The 19,528-nt window shown below is 71.0% G+C and carries 19 protein-coding genes; 6 read left to right on the forward strand and 13 right to left on the reverse strand.

Translation table 11 applies throughout. From position 1 onward, the window contains the following. The first annotated feature begins 29 nt into the window (after nucleotides 1-29). Together IF78_RS50885 and IF78_RS0118575 are read left to right on the forward strand one after the other, a co-directional pair. Complete coding sequence (locus IF78_RS50885; protein ID WP_071528813.1) at nucleotides 30-86, forward strand: trp operon leader peptide; 57 nt, start codon at nucleotides 30-32, stop codon at nucleotides 84-86. Between the two features lie 115 nt (nucleotides 87-201). Beyond that, entirely contained in the window at nucleotides 202-2,058 is a 1,857-nt protein-coding gene (locus IF78_RS0118575) for an anthranilate synthase family protein (protein ID WP_031483315.1), read from the forward strand. Nucleotides 2,059-2,109: 51 nt separating this feature from the next. Here IF78_RS0118575 and IF78_RS0118580 read toward each other — a convergent pair whose 3' ends face one another. The 4 genes from IF78_RS0118580 to IF78_RS0118595 all read right to left on the reverse strand — a co-directional run bounded on the left by IF78_RS0118580 (nucleotide 2,110) and on the right by IF78_RS0118595 (nucleotide 5,979). Beyond that, entirely contained in the window at nucleotides 2,110-3,138 is a 1,029-nt protein-coding gene (locus tag IF78_RS0118580) for a 6-phosphofructokinase (protein ID WP_031483314.1), read from the reverse strand. A gap of 149 nt (nucleotides 3,139-3,287) precedes the next feature. Further along, the gene (locus IF78_RS0118585; RefSeq protein WP_031483313.1) at nucleotides 3,288-3,989 is read right to left on the reverse strand and encodes a response regulator; all 702 of its coding nucleotides are present in this window, start codon (nucleotides 3,987-3,989) and stop codon (nucleotides 3,288-3,290) included. Next, nucleotides 3,986-5,215 (reverse strand): MacS family sensor histidine kinase, encoded by a 1,230-nt coding sequence (gene macS, locus IF78_RS0118590; RefSeq protein WP_369122749.1) that lies wholly within the window; start codon nucleotides 5,213-5,215, stop codon nucleotides 3,986-3,988. The genes IF78_RS0118585 and macS overlap by 4 nt, the downstream gene beginning before the upstream one ends. Before the next feature lie 44 nt (nucleotides 5,216-5,259). Beyond that, the gene (locus IF78_RS0118595) at nucleotides 5,260-5,979 is read right to left on the reverse strand and encodes a lysophospholipid acyltransferase family protein (protein WP_031483311.1); all 720 of its coding nucleotides are present in this window, start codon (nucleotides 5,977-5,979) and stop codon (nucleotides 5,260-5,262) included. Between the two features lie 186 nt (nucleotides 5,980-6,165). Between IF78_RS0118595 and IF78_RS0118600 the strand changes: the two genes are divergently transcribed. After that, the gene (locus IF78_RS0118600; RefSeq protein WP_031483310.1) at nucleotides 6,166-6,945 is read left to right on the forward strand and encodes an alpha/beta hydrolase; all 780 of its coding nucleotides are present in this window, start codon (nucleotides 6,166-6,168) and stop codon (nucleotides 6,943-6,945) included. Next, on the forward strand, nucleotides 6,938-7,567 hold the full coding sequence (locus IF78_RS0118605; RefSeq protein WP_031483309.1) for a hypothetical protein: 630 nt from the start codon (nucleotides 6,938-6,940) through the stop codon (nucleotides 7,565-7,567). The genes IF78_RS0118600 and IF78_RS0118605 overlap by 8 nt, the downstream gene beginning before the upstream one ends. Here IF78_RS0118605 and IF78_RS0118610 read toward each other — a convergent pair. The 6 genes from IF78_RS0118610 to IF78_RS0118635 form a co-directional block, all read right to left on the reverse strand. Beyond that, nucleotides 7,564-8,322 (reverse strand): endonuclease/exonuclease/phosphatase family protein, encoded by a 759-nt coding sequence (locus tag IF78_RS0118610; protein ID WP_031483308.1) that lies wholly within the window; start codon nucleotides 8,320-8,322, stop codon nucleotides 7,564-7,566. The genes IF78_RS0118605 and IF78_RS0118610 overlap by 4 nt on opposite strands. 158 nt (nucleotides 8,323-8,480) lie before the next feature. Continuing rightward, entirely contained in the window at nucleotides 8,481-9,434 is a 954-nt protein-coding gene (locus tag IF78_RS0118615) for an ROK family glucokinase (RefSeq protein WP_031483307.1), read from the reverse strand. A 128-nt stretch (nucleotides 9,435-9,562) separates the two neighbouring features. Then, the gene (locus IF78_RS0118620) at nucleotides 9,563-10,072 is read right to left on the reverse strand and encodes a DUF5304 domain-containing protein (RefSeq protein WP_031483306.1); all 510 of its coding nucleotides are present in this window, start codon (nucleotides 10,070-10,072) and stop codon (nucleotides 9,563-9,565) included. A gap of 57 nt (nucleotides 10,073-10,129) precedes the next feature. Continuing rightward, on the reverse strand, nucleotides 10,130-11,305 hold the full coding sequence (locus IF78_RS0118625) for an ArsA family ATPase (RefSeq protein ID WP_031483305.1): 1,176 nt from the start codon (nucleotides 11,303-11,305) through the stop codon (nucleotides 10,130-10,132). 184 nt (nucleotides 11,306-11,489) lie between these two features. Next, nucleotides 11,490-11,930: an SRPBCC family protein gene (locus IF78_RS0118630; RefSeq protein WP_031483304.1), complete on the reverse strand. Its 441-nt coding sequence runs from the start codon at nucleotides 11,928-11,930 to the stop codon at nucleotides 11,490-11,492. 167 nt (nucleotides 11,931-12,097) lie between these two features. Beyond that, nucleotides 12,098-12,895, reverse strand: coding sequence for a metallophosphoesterase family protein (locus IF78_RS0118635; protein ID WP_078662495.1), 798 nt, complete (start codon nucleotides 12,893-12,895; stop codon nucleotides 12,098-12,100). 307 nt (nucleotides 12,896-13,202) lie between these two features. Here IF78_RS0118635 and IF78_RS0118640 point away from each other — a divergent pair, with 307 nt between their 5' ends. Next, nucleotides 13,203-14,999: an AMP-dependent synthetase/ligase gene (locus IF78_RS0118640; protein WP_031483302.1), complete on the forward strand. Its 1,797-nt coding sequence runs from the start codon at nucleotides 13,203-13,205 to the stop codon at nucleotides 14,997-14,999. Between the two features lie 22 nt (nucleotides 15,000-15,021). Here the strand turns inward: IF78_RS0118640 and IF78_RS0118645 are convergent, their stop codons facing one another. Continuing rightward, nucleotides 15,022-16,644: a GMC oxidoreductase gene (locus IF78_RS0118645; protein WP_167348320.1), complete on the reverse strand. Its 1,623-nt coding sequence runs from the start codon at nucleotides 16,642-16,644 to the stop codon at nucleotides 15,022-15,024. Nucleotides 16,645-16,810: 166 nt separating this feature from the next. Then, nucleotides 16,811-17,953, reverse strand: a complete 1,143-nt coding sequence (locus tag IF78_RS0118650) for a glycosyltransferase family 4 protein (RefSeq protein WP_031483300.1) — start codon at nucleotides 17,951-17,953, stop codon at nucleotides 16,811-16,813. Between the two features lie 120 nt (nucleotides 17,954-18,073). On the opposite strand from IF78_RS0118650, the gene IF78_RS0118655 reads away from it, so the two are divergent. Continuing rightward, a complete protein-coding gene (locus tag IF78_RS0118655) occupies nucleotides 18,074-19,309 on the forward strand; it encodes a glycosyltransferase family 87 protein (protein WP_031483299.1) in 1,236 nt (411 codons plus the stop codon). On the opposite strand, the gene IF78_RS49145 is transcribed toward IF78_RS0118655, so the two are convergent. Beyond that, nucleotides 19,270-19,521, reverse strand: a complete 252-nt coding sequence (locus IF78_RS49145) for a hypothetical protein (RefSeq protein ID WP_031483298.1) — start codon at nucleotides 19,519-19,521, stop codon at nucleotides 19,270-19,272. The genes IF78_RS0118655 and IF78_RS49145 overlap by 40 nt on opposite strands. Between the last annotated feature and the right edge of the window lie 7 nt (nucleotides 19,522-19,528).

The raw sequence follows: 19,528 nt of genomic DNA on the forward strand, positions 1-19,528 counted from the left end.
TGCCTCGGACATCGGGTAGGGTGCCTGGCATGTTCGCGCACTCGACCCAGAACTGGTGGTGGACCGCTCATCCGGCGGCCCACTGACTGCGCGTACGCAAGACTTCGCGAAGGCCGCCCGAGGGGCGGCCTTCGGTGTTTCCGGGGTCCGTTCCTCTCCGACTGAGTACCGCTGGGTACCACTGAGAAGGAGCTCGGACCCATGAACCTGCTCGGCTTGCTGGACGACCCCCGTCCGTTCGCCCTGCTGCGCCGCCGCACCCCGGGCCACGATCACGAGACCGTGGAGGTCGTGATCGGCCCGGTCAGTACCTACGACCGCCTCGCCGACCTTCCCGACGAGGGCCTGGTGCTCGTCCCCTTCCGGCAGATCCGCGAGCGCGGCTTCGACGTCCGCGACGACGGCACGCCCCTGTCGGTGCTGACGCCCGAGGAGTCGTACGACATCCCGCTCGCCGATGCTCTCGACCAGCTCCCTGCGCATGCCGTGCGCGTCGAGGGCGGAGGCTTCGACGTGGCCGACGAGGAGTACGCGGAGATCGTCGGGCGGGTGCTGCGGGACGAGATCGGGCGGGGCGAGGGCGCGAACTTCGTGATCCGGCGGACGTACGAGGGTGCGATCCCGGGGTTCGCACGCGCCGACGCCCTCGCGCTGTTCCGGCGGTTGCTGGAGGGTGAGCGGGGCGCGTACTGGACGTTCGTGGTGCACACCGGGGAGCGGACGCTGGTCGGGGCCAGCCCCGAGGTGCACGTCCGGATGTCCGGCGGCACCGTCGTCATGAACCCGATCAGCGGGACGTACCGCTACCCCGCCGAGGGGCCCACCCCCGAGCACCTGCTCGGCTTCCTCGCCGACGGCAAGGAGATCGAGGAGCTGTCGATGGTCGTCGACGAGGAACTCAAGATGATGTGCACCGTCGGTGACATGGGCGGGGTGGTCGTCGGGCCCCGGCTCAAGGAGATGGCGCACCTCGCGCACACCGAGTACGAGCTGCGCGGGAAGTCCTCGCTGGATGTGCGGGAGGTGCTGCGCGAGACCATGTTCGCGGCCACCGTCACCGGCTCGCCGGTGCAGAACGCCTGCCGGGTCATCGAGCGGCACGAGGTCGGCGGGCGCGGGTACTACGCGGGCGCGCTGGCGCTCATCGGCCGGGATTCCGGCGGGGCCCAGACCCTCGACTCCCCCATCCTCATCCGCACCGCCGACATCGACGCCGACGGCGGGCTGCGGGTGCCGGTCGGCGCCACGCTCGTGCGCGGGTCGGATCCGCGGAGCGAGGTCGCGGAGACCCACGCGAAGGCGGCGGGGGTACTGGCTGCGTTGGGCGTACGTCCGTCCCGGCCGCGTGAGGAGCACGCGCGCGTGGATCTCGCCGACGACCCACGCGTGCGTGCCGCCCTCGACGGGCGCCGGGCGTCGCTGGCACCGTTCTGGCTGCGGATGCAGGAGCAGTCCGAGTCCCTGGAGGGCCATGCCCTGGTCGTCGACGGCGAGGACACCTTCACGGCGATGCTGGCCCATGTGCTGCGGTCGAGCGGACTGAATGTGACCGTCCGGCGCTATGACGAGGCCGGGCTGCGGGAGGTGGTGCTCGGGCACGCGGGCCCGGTCGTGCTGGGCCCCGGGCCGGGTGATCCGTCCGACCTCACCGACCCGAAGATGCGGTTCCTGCGGGACCTCACGGCCGAGGTCATCCGGAACCACCGGCACGGTGTGCTGGGCGTCTGCCTCGGGCACGAGCTGATCGCGGCCGAACTGGGGCTGGAGATCGTACGGAAGGAAGTGCCCTACCAGGGCGCCCAGACGGCGATCGACCTGTTCGGGCGGGCCGAGACCGTCGGCTTCTACAACAGCTTCGTGGCGCGCTGCGAGGACGGGGTGGCCGAAGAGCTGGCCGCGCACGGCATCGAGGTCAGCCGGGCCGGCAACGGGGAGGTGCATGCCGTGCGAGGACCCGGGTTCGCGGGGGTGCAGTTCCACCCGGAGTCGATCCTGACGCTGAACGGGGCGGTCATCGTACGGGAGTTGGTCGGTCAGCTGCGGAACACGACCGTTTAGTCGTCCGGGGGCTGCCGCCCCCGGACTTCCGCTCCTGTCCACGGCCCGCGGTCAGCCGAAGAAGACCCCGACCTCCTCGTACAGCTTCGGATCCACCGTCTTCAGCTTGGCCGTGGCGTCCGCGATCGGGACGCGGACGATGTCCGTGCCGCGCAGGGCGACCATCTTGCCGAAGTCGCCGTCGCGGACGGCCTCGATGGCGTGCAGCCCGAAGCGGGTGGCGAGCCAGCGGTCGAAGGCGCTGGGCGTGCCGCCGCGCTGGACATGACCGAGGACCGTCGTACGGGCCTCCTTGCCCGTCCGCCTCTCGATCTCCTTGGCCAGCCACTCGCCGACGCCGGACAGCCGGACGTGGCCGAAGGAGTCCAGCGACTCGTCCTTGAGGACCATGTCGCCGTCCTTCGGCATCGCGCCCTCGGCGACGACGACGATCGGGGCGTACGAGGCCTTGAAGCGGGAGGTCACCCAGGCGCACACCTTGTCGACGTCGAAGCGCTGCTCGGGGATGAGGATGACGTTGGCGCCGCCGGCCAGGCCGGAGTGGATGGCGATCCAGCCGGCGTGACGGCCCATCACCTCGACGACCAGGACGCGCATATGGGACTCGGCGGTGGTGTGCAGCCGGTCGATGGCCTCCGTCGCGATGCCGACGGCGGTGTCGAAGCCGAAGGTGTAGTCGGTGGCGGACAGGTCGTTGTCGATCGTCTTGGGTACGCCGACGCAGGGCACGCCGTACTCGTCGGACAGGGCGGTGGCGACGCCGAGGGTGTCCTCGCCGCCGATGGCGATGAGCGCCTCGACCTCCTGCTTGGCGAGGTTCTCCTTGATCCGGCGGATGCCGTCCTCCTGCTTGAGGGGGTTGGTGCGCGAGGAGCCGAGAATGGTGCCGCCGCGGGGCAGGATGCCGCGCACGGCGGGGATGTCGAGACGGACGGTGTCGTTCTCGAGCGGACCTCGCCAGCCGTCCCGGAAGCCGACGAAGTCGTAGCCGTACTCCTGCACGCCCTTGCGGACGACGGCCCGGATGACGGCGTTGAGACCGGGGCAGTCGCCGCCTCCGGTCAGTACTCCGACCCGCATGGAAATGTCCCTTCGCCGCGGTTGCCTGGTGAGGGCCACGCTAATGGTGATCCGGGTCACACAGGGATGGGCGGGAAGGGCAATTCCGGTGAAGCGTCAGGCGGTTGGTTTACGCACGGGCTGATTCATCGGGTCAGCGGATCGGCCGATCATGCGTCGTCGAGCCCCCGCTCGATCGCGTACCGCACCAGCTCCACCCTGTTGTGCAACTGCAGCTTGCCCAGGGTGTTCTGGACGTGGTTCTGGACCGTGCGGTGGGAGATGACCAGGCGTTCGGCGATCTGCTTGTAGCTCAGGCCCTTGGCGACGAGCCGCAGCACCTCGGTCTCGCGCTCGGTGAGCTGCGGGGCCCCCGGCTGGTCGGCGTCGAGGGCGGCGGGCGCGGGCTCGGAGGCAAGGCGGCGGTACTCGCCGAGGACCAGTCCGGCCAGGCCCGGCGTGAACACCGGGTCGCCGACGGCGGTACGGCGCACCGCGTCCAGCAGCTCCTCCGTGGACGCCGACTTCAGCAGATAGCCGGTCGCGCCGGACTTCACGGCCTCCAGCACGTCGGCGTGCTCACCGCTCGCGGACAGGACGAGGACGCGCAGGGCCGGGTTGTGACCGACCAGCTCCTTGCAGACCTGGACGCCGGGCTTGGCCGGCAGGTTGAGGTCGAGCACCAGGACGTCGGGGGTGGCGGCCTTGGCGCGGCGTACGGCCTGGTCGCCGTCGCCCGCGGTGGCGACCACGTCGAAGCCGGACTCCGAGAGGTCGCGGGCGACCGCGTCGCGCCACATGGGGTGGTCGTCGACCACCATGACCCTGATCGCGCCCTGCTGTCCGTCTCGTCCGCGCACGGTGTCCGTCATCGCTGCTCCGCCTTCCCCCGTGAAGCGCTGGTGTCCTTCGGTACCTTCAGTTCCACTTCGGTGCCCTGCCCCGGCACCGAGATCAGCTCGGCGCTGCCGCCGAGGTCCCGCAGCCGCCCCCGGATCGACAAAGCGACTCCGAGCCGCCCCTCGCCCTCGGCCTGCGCGAGCCGGCCATCGGGGATGCCGGGTCCGTCGTCCCGCACGGTGACGATCACCGAGTCGGGCTCGTCCTCGACGAGGATCCACGCGCGCGCGTGCTCCCCCGCGTGCTTGCGGACGTTGTCCAGGGCGGCCCCGACGGCAGCGGCCAGCTCCCGCGCCGCGAGCGGGATCAGCGGCACGGGCGCGCCGGGCTCGGCGAGGCTCACCCTGGCGCTCGCGTACGGGGCGAGCAGGGCACGCAGATCGACGGGACCGTCGGTGTCGTCAGGCACGTGCACGGTCCGTACGACCGCCCCGTCCGCGGCGTCCTCGGACACCCGCGAGACGGGCAGCAGCCCGCCCGAGACCAGCGTGCGCAGCGCCACCTCCTGCTCGCCGGCCATCCGGCCGAGCTCGGCCGCCTCGCCGCCGATGACGGCGCCGCGCCGCTGCACCATCGCCAGCACCTGGAGCACGCTGTCGTGGATGTCCCGGGCGAGCCGCTCCCGCTCACGCGTGGCCGCCTCGATCTCCAGGGCGCGGGCGAGGGTGCGCTCGGAGGCGCGGGCGACCTCGACGACGTACCCGATGGCGATGGAGGCGATCCACACGAGCAGCACCATGTGGACGGTGTCGCGGGTCGGCACGCCGGAGCGGTGGACCAGGTTGGCGGCGGCGACCAGCGTCGAGGCGAAGGCGGCCCAGCGCCAGCCGCCCTTGATGGCGAACGCGAGCACGGCGCCCGCGGTCCATATCGACGGCAGGGTCGGGGCCCCGGCGTCGATCCGCGCGGGCGTCTCGGCGAGCCGGGTGAGCAGGATGCCGGCCAGGGCGATGGTGAGGTCCACGACGAGGAAGCGCTTGGTGCAGCTCGCGGCGTTCGCGACCCTGGGCAGGGTGGCCAGCGTCCACACGGCCAGTACGGCGAAGTAGGCGATGGCCACCCAGGGGCGGGCGACCTCGTCGTAGGCGCTGATGAACAGCCCGATGGCGTACACCATGGTCAGCACCCGGTAGCCGGTGAGCGCACGCCACAGCGGCTGCTCGACGGACATCCTCATGACCCGCTCACGTGCCGCCACTTGCCCCCACCCCTCGGCCCCCCTCGGCTCAGCTGCGGCCGACTCTATTCGGGCTGTTCCTTCTTCTTGCGCGCCTGTTCCTTCTCGGCCTTCGCCGCATCCGCGATCTGCCGCTTGGCGGCGGTCGCGTACATGTCGACGTACTCCTGGCCGGAGAGCCTCATGATCTCGTACATGACCTCGTCGGTCACCGCGCGGAGCACGAACCGGTCGTGCTCCATGCCCTGGTACCGGCTGAAGTCCAGGGGCTTGCCGATCCGGATGCCCGGGCGCATCAGCTTCGGCATGATCTTGCCGGGCGGCTGGATCTTCTCCGTGTCGATCATGGCGACCGGGATGACCGGCGCTCCGGTGGCGAGCGCCACGCGCGCGAGGCCGCCGGGCTTGCCCCGGTAGAGGCGGCCGTCGGGCGAGCGCGTGCCCTCCGGGTAGATCCCGAACAGCTCGCCGCGCTCCAGGACCTCTATGCCGCTCTTGATCGCCGCCTCGCCCGCACCGCGCGCCCCGGAGCGGTCCACGGGCAGCTGGCCGACGCCCTTGAAGAACGCGGCCGTCAGCCTGCCCTTGACGCCCGGGGTGGTGAAGTACTCGGCCTTCGCGATGAAGGTCACCTTGCGGTCGAGGACCGCGGGCAGGAAGAACGAGTCCGAGAAGGACAGGTGGTTGCTCGCGAGGATCGCGGGGCCCTCGGCGGGAATGTTCTCCAGGCCTTCCACCCAGGGCCTGAAGGCGACCTTCAGCGGTCCCCCGATGGTCACCTTCATCGCGCCGTACAACAACCGAGTGCCTCCTGTATCTGTAGATCAGACCTTAACCCGGAGCACTGTCAAAGAGTCCGACGGCCCTGGTCGGTGTCAGTGCGGTCGCGTACGGTGAAGCACACCTGGCTGTATCGACTGCTGTATCCGCTCTGGTCCATGTCGTCCCTCTCACGAACAGGAGACCGTAAGGTGCCGGTCCTTCCTGGAGCCGAGCCATACCGCCACGAGGGCGGGGAGGTCGGGGTCCTCCTCTGTCACGGCTTCACGGGTTCCCCCCAGTCGCTGCGCCCCTGGGCGGAGTACCTCGCCGAGCGCGAGCTCACGGTCTCGCTGCCGCTGCTGCCGGGGCACGGCACGCGCTGGGAGGACATGGCGCTCACCGGCTGGCAGGACTGGTACGCCGAGGTGGACCGCGCCCTGCGGAACCTGCGCGACCGCTGCGAGCGGATCTTCGTGGCCGGCCTGTCCATGGGCGGCGCCCTCGCGCTGCGGCTCGCCGCGAAGCACGGTGAGGACGTGGCCGGCGTGGTCGTCGTCAACCCGGCGAACAGGGTGCACGGGCTGTCCGCGTACACCCTTCCGGTGTCCCGCCACGTCGTCCGTACGACGAAGGGGATCACCGGTGACATCGCCAAGGAGGGCGCCGTCGAGATCGGCTACGGCCGGGTGCCGCTGCACGCGTCCCACTCCCTGCGGACCTTCTTCCGTCTGACCGACGGTGAGCTGCCGCAGGTCACCCAGCCGCTGCTGCTCCTGCGCAGCAGGGAGGACCACGTCGTGCCCGCTGCGGACTCGGCCCGGATCCTGAGCAGGGTGTCGTCGACGGACGTAACGGAGATCGTGCTGGAACAGAGCTATCACGTGGCGACGTTGGACCATGACGCGGACCGGATCTTCGAGGAGAGCCTCGGCTTCATGGACCGGCTCGCAACCGGCGTGGGCAAGGAAGGGACGACCGCACGTGGCTGAGCACGACTCCGACCGCGAGAGGCGCGGGGACCGCGAGGATCGCGAGCCGGAAGAGCAGCACGTCCCGTTCGACGAGGACGCCGCCTGGGCCGCGATCGTCGCCGGGTACGGCGACGAGCCGGCGGACCCGCCGGGCTCGAAGCCGTTCAAGTCGGTGGAGGACCTGGCGCTGCTGGAGTCCGACACCGACGACGAGCCCGAGGGCACGAAGGGCAGGGACGAGCCGGGCGACAACGGCGGGGAGTCCAAGGAGGACGAACCGGCCCGGCCGCTGGGCAGCTCCGTCTCCTTCGCGCCGGGCGTCGGTGTCGGCGTCGGACCGCGCGACTACAGCGTGCCGGAGCCGTCCGAGGACGACTTCGGCGCCGACGACGAGGGCCACTTCGTACCGCCGGAGCCGCCGCCGCTGCCCGCCGCCGACGCGACGGCGAAGTTCGCCTGGCTCGCGGTGATCGGCGGGCCGGTCCTGCTGCTGCTCGCCGTCCTGCTCAGCTGGGACATGACGTGGTGGCTGGCCACGCTGGGCATCGGCGGGTTCCTGGGCGGGTTCGCCACGCTGGTCATGCGGATGAAGACGGACGACGAGGACGACGACGACCCGGGGCGGGGTGCGGTCGTCTAGGACGCCGGGATTTTGAGGGCGGCCAGGAGCGGGAGGTGGTCCGTGGCCGCCCTCAGGTCCGCGTCGGTGATGCCGAGCTGGTTCACGGGCACCCCGCAGCCGAGTACCTCGATGCCCTTGGTGGCGAAGATCGCGTCGATGCGCTGGTGGGGGTCGGTCGGGGTCGAGGTGTACTCGCTGCCCCAGGGGGCGGTGGCCCAGCAGTCCTGGAGGCCGTCCGCGATGCGGCGGAAGGTGCGTCCGCCGGGGCGCTCGTTCAGGTCGCCGCCCGCGACGGCGTGCGGGGTGCCGAGCCCGGCGAGGCGGTCCAGCAGCATGCCGCCCTGCTCGTAGCGCTCGTTCTTCTCCAGCGAGAGGTGGCAGCTCAGTACGCCGAGGCGAGCGCCGCCGAAGCGGACCACTGCGGTGGCGAAGCCTCGGCGGTGGAGGCCGGGGGTGAGGGGGAGGAGTACGTCCTCCGTGCGCTCGACGGTGGCCCTGAGGTTGCACAGAATCGCTGGTCCCGAGGCTGTGGCGCCGCCCGTGAGGATCACGAGGTTCGATGCGCGGGCCAGGCGGGCGAGTTTCTTGCGCCAGCGGAAGAAGCGGGGGGCTTCCTGCAGGAGAACCAGGTCGGGATTGCAGGCGCTGATGACGCGGGCGAGGGCGTGTGTGTCGTCGCGCATCGAGCGGATGTTGTAGCTGAGGACTCGGATGAGGGCTGAACCGTCGGGGTCTGTGCGGGAACTTGGAAGCGCCGGGCGGGACGTTGCCATGCCGTCAATGTACGCCGGGGCCGGGATGGGGGGCAGCCAAGCGCCCAATGGCTCGGGGCGCGAGGTTCGTGTGCGACTGCCGGTTCATCGTGGCTGATCGCGCAGTTCCCCGCGCCCCTGAAGGCGTGGCAGCGGCCGTGTCTCGAGAAGCGAGGGGCTTACATGATCGGGTCGGGCTCGCGGGCCAGGTCCGCCGCACCCACCAGGCCCGCCTTGTTGCCCAGCTGGGCCGCGATCACGTCGGCGACCGGGCGCCAGTTGCCGCCCACGAGCCAGCGCTTGTAGGACTTGCGGATGGGGTCGAGGACCAGTTCGCCCTCGTCCGAGAGGCCGCCGCCGACGATGAAGGCGGACGGGTCGAACAGGGAGGCGAGGTCGGCAAGGCCGGCGCCGGCCCAGCGGGCGAGTTCGCGGTAGGAGTCGACGGCGACCGGGTCGCCCTGGCGGGCGGCCATGGAGATGTGCTTGCCCTCGATGCCGTCGGGGGTGCCGTCACCCATGCCGAGCAGGATCTCGGCGTTCTCGGGGGTGGCGTTGGCGCGCTGCTTGGCGTATCTGACGAGGGCGCGCCCGGAGGCGTACTGCTCCCAGCAGCCCTGCGAGCCGCAGCCGCACAGCAGGCCGTCCGGCACCATGCGGATGTGGCCGAACTCGGCGGCGACGCCGTAGTGGCCGCGGCGCAGCTTGTTGCCGATGATGATGCCGCCGCCGAGGCCGGTGCCGAGGGTGATGCAGATGACGTTGCGGTGGCCCTTGCCCGCGCCGAACTTGTACTCGCCCCAGGCGGCCGCGTTGGCGTCGTTCTCGACGACGACCGGGAGGCCGACGCGGGTCTCGACCTTCTCCTTCAGCGGCTCGTTGCGCCAGTCGATGTTGGGGGCGAAGTAGACCTCCGAGCGCTGGCGGTTGACGTAACCGGCCGCACCGATACCCACGCCGACGATCTCGTGCCCGGCGCGCGCTCCCTCGACGGCGGAGGCGATGGCGTCCACGATCCCCTCGGGCGTGCCCGGGGTCGGCACCTTGTGGGTCGAGAGGATGTTGCCTTCCTCGTCGACCACACCGGCCGCGATCTTGGTACCGCCGATGTCGACGCCGATGGTGAGTCCCATGAATCCCTCAGTTTCGGTCGAGCCCCGCTACGGCCAACCGTACCCGAGGCCCTGCCGTCGGGGTCCCGTCGTCCGTCCGGCGGACGGGGCTGCGGGAGGGAGGCGTCCTCCGTCGGACCAGGTCGAGGTCAGTCCAGGTCGATGCGCTGGCTGCCGGGACCGTCCTCGTCGCCCCGGTCCCGGCGGTCGTCGTCGAGCTCGTCCAGTGCGTTGGTGTCGTTCGTACCGCTCGTCCAGCGCCGTTCCTGGGCCTGGACCGCGGAGCGGTAGGCGGCGAGGAGTTCGTTGCCGGCGGCGGCCAGGTGGTCGAAGACGTCCGGGTTGCGCTCTATGACGGGCTCGACGGCGGCCTTGGCCTGCTCCACGACCTGCTTGACCACCTGCTGGGCGGCCGGCCCGGCGACCGCGCCGAGCAGCGGGGACTGGAGGGTGGACAGCTTGTCCGCGACGGCGTCGACGAGCTTGCGCAGCTCCTCGGCGGCCGAGCCCGGCGGCGGGCCGTGCTCGGCGCGGCGGCGGGCCTTCTCCGCGGCGAGGTCCTCGGCGCACGCCGTCGCCCAGGCGTCGGCGTCGCTCGCCCGCACCTCGTCGACGGCCTCATCCTTACCGGCGTCGGACGTGGGGAGCTCTTCGCTCATGACGGACTCCTGACTACGGTTCGTCTCTACGACGTTACCCGAACGGCCGTACCTGCTTCACCGTGTCCGCGGCCAGAGATCCGGGTCCGGCGCGAACCGGATCCGCAGCTCGCCGTCCCGCAGCGCGGCCCCGTCGACCCCGCATCGGCGCAGGGCGGACGGCAGGGGCACGATACGCCGGAACTGTCCGGCGGTGACGACGAGTTCGTCGCCGCGACGGATGAGGTCGAGCTCGTCGCGCACGGCACCCGGCAGCGGGATGGCCCAGACCAGGACGCCGTCGTCGGCGAGCCGGTCGGTGACGGGCCACTCGACCGTGGACGAGCTGTCGTTGACGATGGGGACGGAGAGCGCGTCGAGATCGTCGGCGCCGCGAGGGTCGCGTCCGAGGTGCGCGACGCCATGGACGTCGTAGTCCTCCCGCCATTCCTCCAGGACCTTGCGCTGCTGGGCGACGGGTCCGGCCAGCCAGCTGCCGGGCGTCGCCGCCGTCTCCGGCAGGACGCGGTTGGCGATCAGCAGGTCGGGGCGCAGGCCGCGCAGGGCGAGGGCGAGGGTGGCGGCGCGCACGGCGTCGGCGCCGCCCGGGCCCGGCTCGGCGACCAGCCGTACGACGGTGTCGCGGTCGGCCACGACGGCCTGCGCCGCCGCGAGCTCGACGTCCCAGCGGGCCGCTGTCTCGTACAGCCACTCCGCGGGCATCGGCACGCCGGCCAGCCGCCCCAGGACGGGCCGCAGGGCACGGGCCGCCTGCCGCTCGGACGGGAGCAGCCGGCGCAGGTAGCGGCGCAGTTCCTCGGGGAGGGAGAGCAGGGCGAGGGCGTGCGGGGTGGCCGGAAGGTCCACGACGAGGAGGTCATGGGCCTCGGCGAGCGCGGCGTCCCGGAGAGCACGGAGCAGCGCGAGTTCCTCGGCGCCGGGGAGGGGGGTGACCTCTTCCGGGTCGAGGCGGGAGGCGCCGAGGAGGTCGAGGGCGGAGGCGGCGCGGTCCTGGAAGGCGGCGAGGTCGTCCCGGAAGCCGGTGGCGGCGTCGGGACGCCAGGCGGTGAGGTTCTCGGCGACCTGGGCGGGGGCCGGGCCTGTGCTCGCGCCGAGGGCCGCGCCGAGGGTGTCGGTGCGGTCGGCGCTGAGGACCAGGGTTCTGGTGCCGCTGGCTGCCGCCGAGAGCGCGGTGGCAGCGGCGATGGTGGTACGGCCGCTGCCGCCGGGGCCCGTGATCAGGATGGTGCGCATGGGGGTGAACCGTAACGGACGTTGCCCTTCGGCCGTGTTGCGCAGTACCCGGCGTGGGGGCTGGGCGGGGGTGGGTCGCGCAGCCCGGCGCTACGGGGTGCCGCCTGCGCCCACCCGTGCCGCCCTAGGCGGCACGAATGCCCGCAGCTGAGCCAGCAAAGCACAGGCACCTACGGCGCGACCCCTACTTGCCCGATTCCACCCGCTTCTTCAGACCCGCCAACGCACGGTCGATGATGACCTTCTCGGCCTTCCGCTTGATCATCCCCAGCATCGGGATCTTCACATCCACCGTCAGCTGGTACGTGACCTCGGTCGAACCCGCCCCCGCCGGCTTCAGGATGTACGAGCCGTCGAGCGACCGCAGCATCTGGGACTTCACCAGCGTCCAGGACACCTCGTACTCACCGGTCCAGGTGTACCCCAGCACCTGGTCGTCCTTGATCGCGCCGGCGTCCATGACGAGGCGGACCTGCTCGGCGCGGCCCTGGTCGTCGGTCTTGAGGACCTCCGCCTCCTTCACCTCACCGGTCCAGTCCGGGTAGCGGGCGAAGTCGGAGATCACCCCCATGACGTCGGCCGGTGCCGCCTCGATCGTGATGCTCGAGCTGGTGTGTTCCGCCATCGCCGTGGCTCCTCCAGATGCGGGCCGCTATGAAGTCGTGGTGCGCACGCGTGTGCAGCGTGAAGGCTACCGCGCGCCCGACCAGCCGACTTCACCCCCACCTGCGCCATCGTCGCGAAAACGCCCACCGGACCCGAATTCACGCACCGTTCCGGGCCCCCGTTCGCTCACCACTCCAGTGCCCACGGCTTCCCCGACCCGGCGAAATGCCCCACGTTCACACACTCCGTCGCCCCGATCCGCATCCTGCGCGCCAGCGGCTGGTGGACATGTCCGAAGAGTGAGTAGCGCGGGCGTGTGCGGCGAATCGCGTCCAGCAGCGCCCGGCTCCCCCGCTCGAAACGCCGCGCCACCGTGTCGTACACCAACTCCGGGACCTCCGGCGGAATGTGCGTGCACAGCACGTCCACCTCGCCCACGGCCTCGATCTTCGCGGCGTACTCCTCGTCGCTGATCTCGTAGGGGGTGCGCATCGGAGTGCGCAGGCCGCCGCCGACGAAGCCGAAGACCCACCCGCCGATCTCCACCCGCTCCCCGTCCAGCACCGTGGTGCCCGGCCCGGCGTACTCCGGCCACAGGGGCGGCATGTCGACATTGCCGTAGGTGGCGTACGTCGGTGTCGGGAACGCCGCGAACATCTCGGCGTACTGCTTGCGCACCGCCTTCTCGATCACCGCCCGCCGGTCCGAGCCGATCCCGGCCCACAGCGCCGCCCCGAACGCGCGCGCCTCCTCGAAGCGCCGGGCGGTGCGCAGCTCCACGATGCGGTCGGCGTTCTCGACGCCGAACAGGTCGGGGAAGATGCCGCGCGAGTGGTCGGCGTAGTCCAGGAACAGCACCAGGTCGCCCAGGCAGATCAGGGCGTCGGCGCCGTCACCGGCCCGGGCCAGGTCTCGGGCGTTGCCGTGTACGTCGCTGACCACGTGGACGCGCGTCCTGCGGTTTCCCGTCGGTGTCGGTGCCATGACGATCAAGGGTAGGCGTGTGCGGCAGACGTGAACAGTGGCGGGGGGACCGATGGTTACTGGCCAGTCGTCAGATGGCTCGACTACTGTGCGCGCAGGAACACAAGCACAAACACCGATCCGTGTGACGCAGCAAACATCTCGCCGGGACCCCTGTCGAAGAAGCCATACCGGCGGGTAACGTCCGGTCGGTCCAGTCGTGCTCTGGATTTCAACATGTGAATTCCCGAGCACCTGCCCGAGCCTTGGACCGCACCGTCGCATCACACAACGTCGTGGCGCCGGCGCCCTATGAGGAGCAGCAGTCTTGCGCGAGTTCAGCCTTCCGGCTTTGTACGAGGTCCCTGCGGACGGCAATCTGACCGACATCGTCCGCAGAAACGCCGCGCAGCACCCGGACGTCGCCGTCATCGCACGCAAGGTGGGCGGTGCCTGGCAGGACGTGACGGCCACCGCCTTCCTCGCCGAGGTGCGCGCGGCCGCGAAGGGACTCATCGCCGCCGGGGTGCAGCCGGGCGACCGGGTCGGCCTGATGTCCCGTACGCGCTACGAGTGGACCCTGCTCGACTTCGCGATCTGGTCGGCGGGCGCGGTCACCGTGCCGGTGTACGAGACCAGCTCGCCGGAGCAGGTCCAGTGGATCCTCAGTGACTCGGGCGCGACCGCCGTGATCACGGAGCTGGACAACCACACGGCCGCGGTCGAGTCGGTGCGCGACCAGCTGCCCGCGCTCAAGCACGTCTGGCAGATCGAGGCCGGCGGGGTCGAGGAGCTGGGCCGGCTGGGCCAGGACATCAGCGACGCGACCGTCGAGGAGCGCAGCTCGCAGGCGAAGGCCGACGACCCGGCGACCATCGTGTACACCTCGGGCACCACCGGGCGCCCCAAGGGGTGCGTCCTCACCCACCGCAGCTTCTTCGCGGAGTGCGGGAACGTCGTGGAGCGGCTGCGGCCCCTCTTCCGCACCGGCGAGTGCTCGGTCCTGCTGTTCCTGCCGCTCGCGCATGTCTTCGGCCGCCTGGTGCAGGTCGCGCCCATGATGGCGCCGATCAAGCTGGGCACCGTCCCGGACATCAGCAACCTCACCGACGAGCTGGCCGCGTTCCGTCCGACGCTGATCCTGGGCGTACCGCGTGTCTTCGAGAAGGTCTACAACTCGGCGCGCGCCAAGGCCCAGGCCGACGGCAAGGGCAAGATCTTCGACAAGGCGGCGGACACCGCGATCGCCTACAGCAAGGCCCTGGACACCGCGTCGGGCCCGTCCGTCGGCCTGAAGATCAAGCACAAGGTCTTCGACAAGCTGGTCTACAGCAAGCTGCGCGCGGTGCTCGGCGGCAAGGGCGAGTACGCCATCTCCGGTGGTGCCCCGCTGGGCGAGCGCCTCGGGCACTTCTTCCGCGGCATCGGCTTCACGGTCCTGGAGGGCTACGGCCTGACCGAGTCCTGTGCCGCCACCGCCTTCAACCCCTGGGACCGCCAGAAGATCGGCACGGTCGGCCAGCCCCTGCCGGGCTCGGTGGTCCGTATCGCGGACGACGGCGAGGTGCTGCTGCACGGCGAGCACCTGTTCAAGGAGTACTGGAACAACCCGGGCGCGACCGAGGAGGCGCTGGCCGACGGCTGGTTCCACACCGGTGACATCGGCACCCTCGACGAGGACGGCTACCTCAGGATCACCGGCCGCAAGAAGGAGATCATCGTCACCGCGGGCGGCAAGAACGTCGCCCCGGCCGTGATCGAGGACCGGATCCGGGCGCACGCGCTGGTCGCGGAGTGCATGGTGGTCGGTGACGGGCGGCCGTTCGTGGGCGCGCTGGTCACCGTCGACGAGGAGTTCCTGGGCCGCTGGGCCGCCGAGCACGGCAAGCCGGCGGGCTCCACCGCGGCGTCGCTGGCCGGGGACGCGGACCTGAACGCGGCGATCCAGGCCGCGATCGACGACGGCAACGCCGCGGTGTCGAAGGCGGAATCGGTGCGGAAGTTCCGCATTCTCTCCTCCCAGTTCACGGAGGACTCGGGCCATCTGACGCCGTCGCTGAAGCTCAAGCGCAACGTCGTGGCGAAGGACTTCGCGGACGAGATCGAGGCGATCTACGCCAAATAGCCGACCGGTCGGCTCATGTGGCTCATGGCGCGGTGTCCTCCACGAGGACCCGCGCCATCGTGCGTTCGGCGAGCGCGGTGATCGTCACGAACGGGTTCACGCCGATCGACCCGGGCACGAGCGAGCCGTCGGTGACGTAGAGCTTCGAATACCCCTTGACCCTCCCGTAGTTGTCGGTGGCCTTGCCCAGCACGCAGCCGCCCAGCGGGTGGTACGTGAAGTCGTCCGCGAAGACCTTGCTGTTCGAGCCGAACAGGTCGTACCGGTAGATCGTGGAGTTCGCCGAGTTGATCCGGTCGAACAGCTTCTTGGCCATGCCCACCGACACCGCGCTCTGGGCGGCACTCCAGCCGAGTTTCACGGCTCCCGTACCGCTGTCGTACGAGAACGACGCCCGCGACGGATTCTTGGTGATCGCCAGGTAGAGGCTGACCCAGTGCTCCAGTCCGGTCGGTAAAGGCGCGATCTCGGCGAAGACCGGGTTGGCGGCGTTGCCCCAGTCGTCGATGCCCATCACCGGCATGGTCGACTGGTTCTCCCCGACCGTGTCCCACAGGTGGTTGGCCCGTCCGAGCATCACGTTGCCGTTGGTGCCCCACCCGGTGCCGACGCTCGCGTCGAGGGCGGGAAGCGTGCCCGACTCCCGTGCGCGGACGAGGAGTTCGGTGGTGCCGATGCTGCCGCCGCCGAGGAAGAGGTAGGTACAGCCGTACTCCTTGGTCCCGACGACCGTGCCGGTGTCGTCGATCCGGTCGGCGGTCAGGACGTACGTCCCGTCGGCGGCCCTGCTGATCGACCTCACCCGCTCCAGGGTGTGGATGGTGACGTTCCCGGTGCCGAGCGCGGAGGCCAGGTACGTCTTGTCCAGGGTGCGCTTGCCGTGGTTGTTGCCGTAGATGACCTCGCCCGCGAGCGCGGACTTGGCGGCGGTGCCGGCCGCCTCGCGCCGCATGTGGCCGAAGTCGTAGACGTTCGGGACGAAAGTGGTCTTCAGGCCGGTGTTGGCCGCGTGCTTGCGGGAGATCCGGGTGAAGCGGTACCACTCCGTGGACTCGAACCACGCCGGGTCGATGGTGTTGACGCCCAGCATGGAGCGTGCGCGCGGGAAGTACGTGCTGTACATCTCCGCGGTGTCCACACTCGGGAACTGCTCGGCGAAGTACGACTGGAGCGGGGTGACCGCCATGCCACCGTTGACCAGGGAGCCGCCGCCGACGCCTCGGCCGACATACACGGAGATGTGGTCGTAGCGGACGCGGTCCAGGACTCCGGGGTACGGGCTGATGCCCTTGTTGACGACGTCCAGCCAGAGGAAGGTGGCCAGCGGGGCCTCGGTGCGGGTGCGGAACCACATGGAGCGGTGGTCGGGGGCGCTGGTGGAGCAGAAGACCTTGCCGTCGGGGCCGGGGGTGTTCCAGAGGCGGCCCATTTCGAGGACGAGGGTGCGGATGCCGGCCTGGCCGAGGCGGAGGGCGGCGACGGCGCCGCCGTAGCCGGAGCCGATGACTATCGCCGGGGCGGATTCGACCGCGTCTGGCTGCGCCGCCTTGGCCGACTGGAGGCCTATGCGGGTGAAGCCTGCTGCGGCTGCGGCTTGCAGGGCTGCCATGCCCAGGATTTGACGTCTTGTCAGCTGACGCTGCATCAGGTTTGATGTCATGTTGCGCAGCATCTGCGGATTTTGCGGTTCCGCCTAGTGGGGTGCCGAGTATTCGTTGTCGGCGGCTGCGGGTTGATTGTGGTTGATCGCGCCCACGCGGCGGAGCCGCATATCGATACAGCCCCGCGCCCCTAAAGACAAGGGCGTTGCACTACAGCAGCGTTTTCAAGTGCTCCGCCAGCAGGTCCCAGCGCCACTTCTCCTCGACCCACTCCCTGCCCCGCTCGCCCATCCTCCGGCGCAGCTCGGCGTCTCCCAGGAGCGTGACGATCCGGTCGGCGGCCTCGTCCGGAGAGCCGCCCCGCACCACCCAACCCGTCTCACCGTCGAGCACCGCGTCCGGCGCGCCGCCCGAATCGCCGGCCACGACCGGCAGGCCCGTCGCCGAGGCCTCCAGGTAGACGATGCCGAGGCCCTCCACATCGAGCCCCCGCCGCCGCGTCCGGCAGGGCATCGCGAAGACGTCCCCGGCGCCGTAGTGGGCGGGCAGCTCGGACCAGGGCACGGGCCCGGTGAAGTGGACGGAGTCGGCGACACCGGTCTCGTACGCCATCCGCCGCAGTTCCTTCTCGTACGGGCCACCCCCGACGATCAGCAGCACGGCGTCCGGCTCGGCGGCCAGGATGCGCGGCATCGCCTGGATCAGGGTGTCCTGCCCCTTGCGCCGCACCAGGCGGGACACGCACACCACCACCGGCCGGTCCGTCAGCCCCAGCCGTGCCCGCACCTCGTCGCCGCCCGATCCCGGATGGAAGGTCTTCTCGTCCACCCCCGGCGGCAGCTGCACCATCCGCGCGGCCGCGTCCGGCGTCAGGGCGGTGGCGATCCGGGAGCGCGTGTACTCGCCCAGGTACGTGATCGTGTCCGTCGTCTCGCCGATCCGGCCCAGCAGCTGCCGGGCCGCGGGCAGCTGGGCCCAGCCCGCCTCGTGGCCGTGGGTCGTGGCCACGAGACGCTCGGCGCCCGCCTTGCGCAGTGCAGGGGCCATGAGACCGAGCGGTGCCGCCGCGCCGAACCACACCGACGTGCACCCGTGCTCGCGCAGCAGGCCCACCGCCCGCCGGGTCGCCCCGGGCGTCGGCAGCAGCATCGTCGTACGGTCCCGTACGACCGTGAAGGGCTGCTCCGCGTCGAAGGCGGCCGTGGCCTCGACGCCCTCTCGGCTCCGCTTCCAGGTGGAGGCGTAGACGACCAGCCGCTCCGGGTCGAGGCGCAGTGCCATGTTGTGCAGGAAGGCCTGGATGCCGCCGGGGCGGGGCGGGAAGTCGTTGGTGACGATCAGGGTCTTGTGCACGCCGCCGACCTTACCGAAGCCGCTGCTCACAGCCGGGGCCCGGCCATGCTTATGGCCTGCTCACAGCCGGAGGCGCCATCATGTTCTCCTCAAGGCGGGAAGTGAACGGCAGGGGATCCGGTGGAGACGACGGGCACGCGGCGGTCGCCGGCGTGGCTTCTGGTGTGCTGGGGCCTGACCAGGGTGATCCTGCTGCTGTTCGTGTTCAAGGTGTACGTCTTCCCCGGCCCGGACGTCACCAGCGACGTGTCGGTGATCTACCAGGGCTGGTACGAGGTGCTGCGCACCGGAACGTTCCCGCTGGACGACGTCACCTGGCAGTACCCGCCCGCCGCGGCCCTCGCGATCCTCTCCCCCGCACTGCTGTTCTGGCTGGACTACCCGTCGGCGTTCTTCGTGCTCGCCTTCACCGCCGACCTGGCGGTGCTGCTGCTCCTGCTGTACACGGGACCGCGCCCGGGCCACACGCTGCGCGGGGCCTGGGTGTGGGTGGCGGGCGTACCGCTGCTCGGGCCGACCGTGTACGCCCGCTACGACGTCATGGTCACCGCCGTCGCCGTGGCCGCGCTGCTCGCCGGCGCCCGGCGTCCGCGGCTGATGGGCGCGCTGACGGCCTTCGGGGCGATGCTGAAGGTGTGGCCGGTGCTGCTGCTGGTCGCGGCCCGCAGGCGCGCCGCGTGGGGCTGGGCCGTGCTCACCGCGGGCGCCCTCGCGGCGGTGTTCGCCCTCGCCATGCCCGGTGCGTTCGCCTTCCTGACCTTCCAGCGCGACCGGGGCACCGAGGTGGAGTCACTGGGCTCGCTGGTCTTCCATGTGGCCCGGCGGTACGGCTGGGACGGCCAGGTGCTGCTCAACTACGGCTCGGTGGAGTTCCTCGGCCCGTGGGTCGACGTCGTCAGCACGGCCGCCCTGGTCCTGAGCGGGCTCGCCTTCGGCTGGCTGCTGCTGTGGCGGCTGAGGGCACGGCGGTTCCATGCGCACACGCTCGCGGACGCGGCCTTCGTGGCGGTGCTGATGTTCGTGACGACGAGCCGGGTGATCAGCCCGCAGTACCTGGTGTGGCTGGTCGGCCTCGCGGCCGTGTGCCTGTGCTTCCGCGGCAGCCGGATGAGGCTTCCGGTGGCCCTCGTCCTCGCGGCGTCCTTCGTGACGGTCCTGGAGTTCCCGGCCTGGTTCTCGCACGTCGTCGCCAGCGACGCCCTCGGCGTCACCCTCCTGTTCCTCCGCAACGGCCTGCTGGTCCTCGCCACCCTCCTCGCGGCCCGCGAACTCTGGCGCTCGACGGTCACCCGGGCCGCCCCGCTCCCCGTACCGGCTCAGGCGACCCGCGCCAAGGAAACGTCCCTGCCCTCCTGACGCCGGCCCCGCCGCAGCGGCACCAGCACCGCCGCGCACTGCACCCCCATGGCGAGCGCCAGCGCCAGGCACACGCCGGGCAGGCCGAGGCCGGACAGCCCGAACGCGAGCGGCAGCCGGGCCGAGGAGGCCGAGGACCTGTTCCGGCAGGGGATGCTGCGGGTGGCACGGGCGACCGGCGAGGCGGAGCGGGCATGGCTGACGGAGGCCATCGCGAAG

The organism is Streptomyces bicolor, assembly GCF_000719285.1.
In the GTDB taxonomy this organism is placed as follows: domain Bacteria; phylum Actinomycetota; class Actinomycetes; order Streptomycetales; family Streptomycetaceae; genus Streptomyces; species Streptomyces bicolor.

What these genes read in the sequence shown, in the direction of transcription:
- IF78_RS0118575 (WP_031483315.1), top strand. Translation starts at nt 202, where the DNA reads ATGAACCTGCTCGGCTTGCTGGACGACCCCCGTCCGTTCGCCCTGCTG.
- IF78_RS0118580 (WP_031483314.1), bottom strand. Translation starts at nt 3,138, where the DNA reads ATGCGGGTCGGAGTACTGACCGGAGGCGGCGACTGCCCCGGTCTCAAC.
- IF78_RS0118585 (WP_031483313.1), bottom strand. Translation starts at nt 3,989, where the DNA reads ATGACGGACACCGTGCGCGGACGAGACGGACAGCAGGGCGCGATCAGG.
- IF78_RS0118595 (WP_031483311.1), bottom strand. Translation starts at nt 5,979, where the DNA reads ATGAAGGTGACCATCGGGGGACCGCTGAAGGTCGCCTTCAGGCCCTGG.
- IF78_RS0118610 (WP_031483308.1), bottom strand. Translation starts at nt 8,322, where the DNA reads ATGGCAACGTCCCGCCCGGCGCTTCCAAGTTCCCGCACAGACCCCGAC.
- IF78_RS0118615 (WP_031483307.1), bottom strand. Translation starts at nt 9,434, where the DNA reads ATGGGACTCACCATCGGCGTCGACATCGGCGGTACCAAGATCGCGGCC.
- IF78_RS0118620 (WP_031483306.1), bottom strand. Translation starts at nt 10,072, where the DNA reads ATGAGCGAAGAGCTCCCCACGTCCGACGCCGGTAAGGATGAGGCCGTC.
- IF78_RS0118625 (WP_031483305.1), bottom strand. Translation starts at nt 11,305, where the DNA reads ATGCGCACCATCCTGATCACGGGCCCCGGCGGCAGCGGCCGTACCACC.
- IF78_RS0118630 (WP_031483304.1), bottom strand. Translation starts at nt 11,930, where the DNA reads ATGGCGGAACACACCAGCTCGAGCATCACGATCGAGGCGGCACCGGCC.
- IF78_RS0118635 (WP_078662495.1), bottom strand. Translation starts at nt 12,895, where the DNA reads ATGGCACCGACACCGACGGGAAACCGCAGGACGCGCGTCCACGTGGTC.
- IF78_RS0118645 (WP_167348320.1), bottom strand. Translation starts at nt 16,644, where the DNA reads ATGCAGCGTCAGCTGACAAGACGTCAAATCCTGGGCATGGCAGCCCTG.
- IF78_RS49145 (WP_031483298.1), bottom strand. Translation starts at nt 19,521, where the DNA reads ATGGCCTCCGTCAGCCATGCCCGCTCCGCCTCGCCGGTCGCCCGTGCC.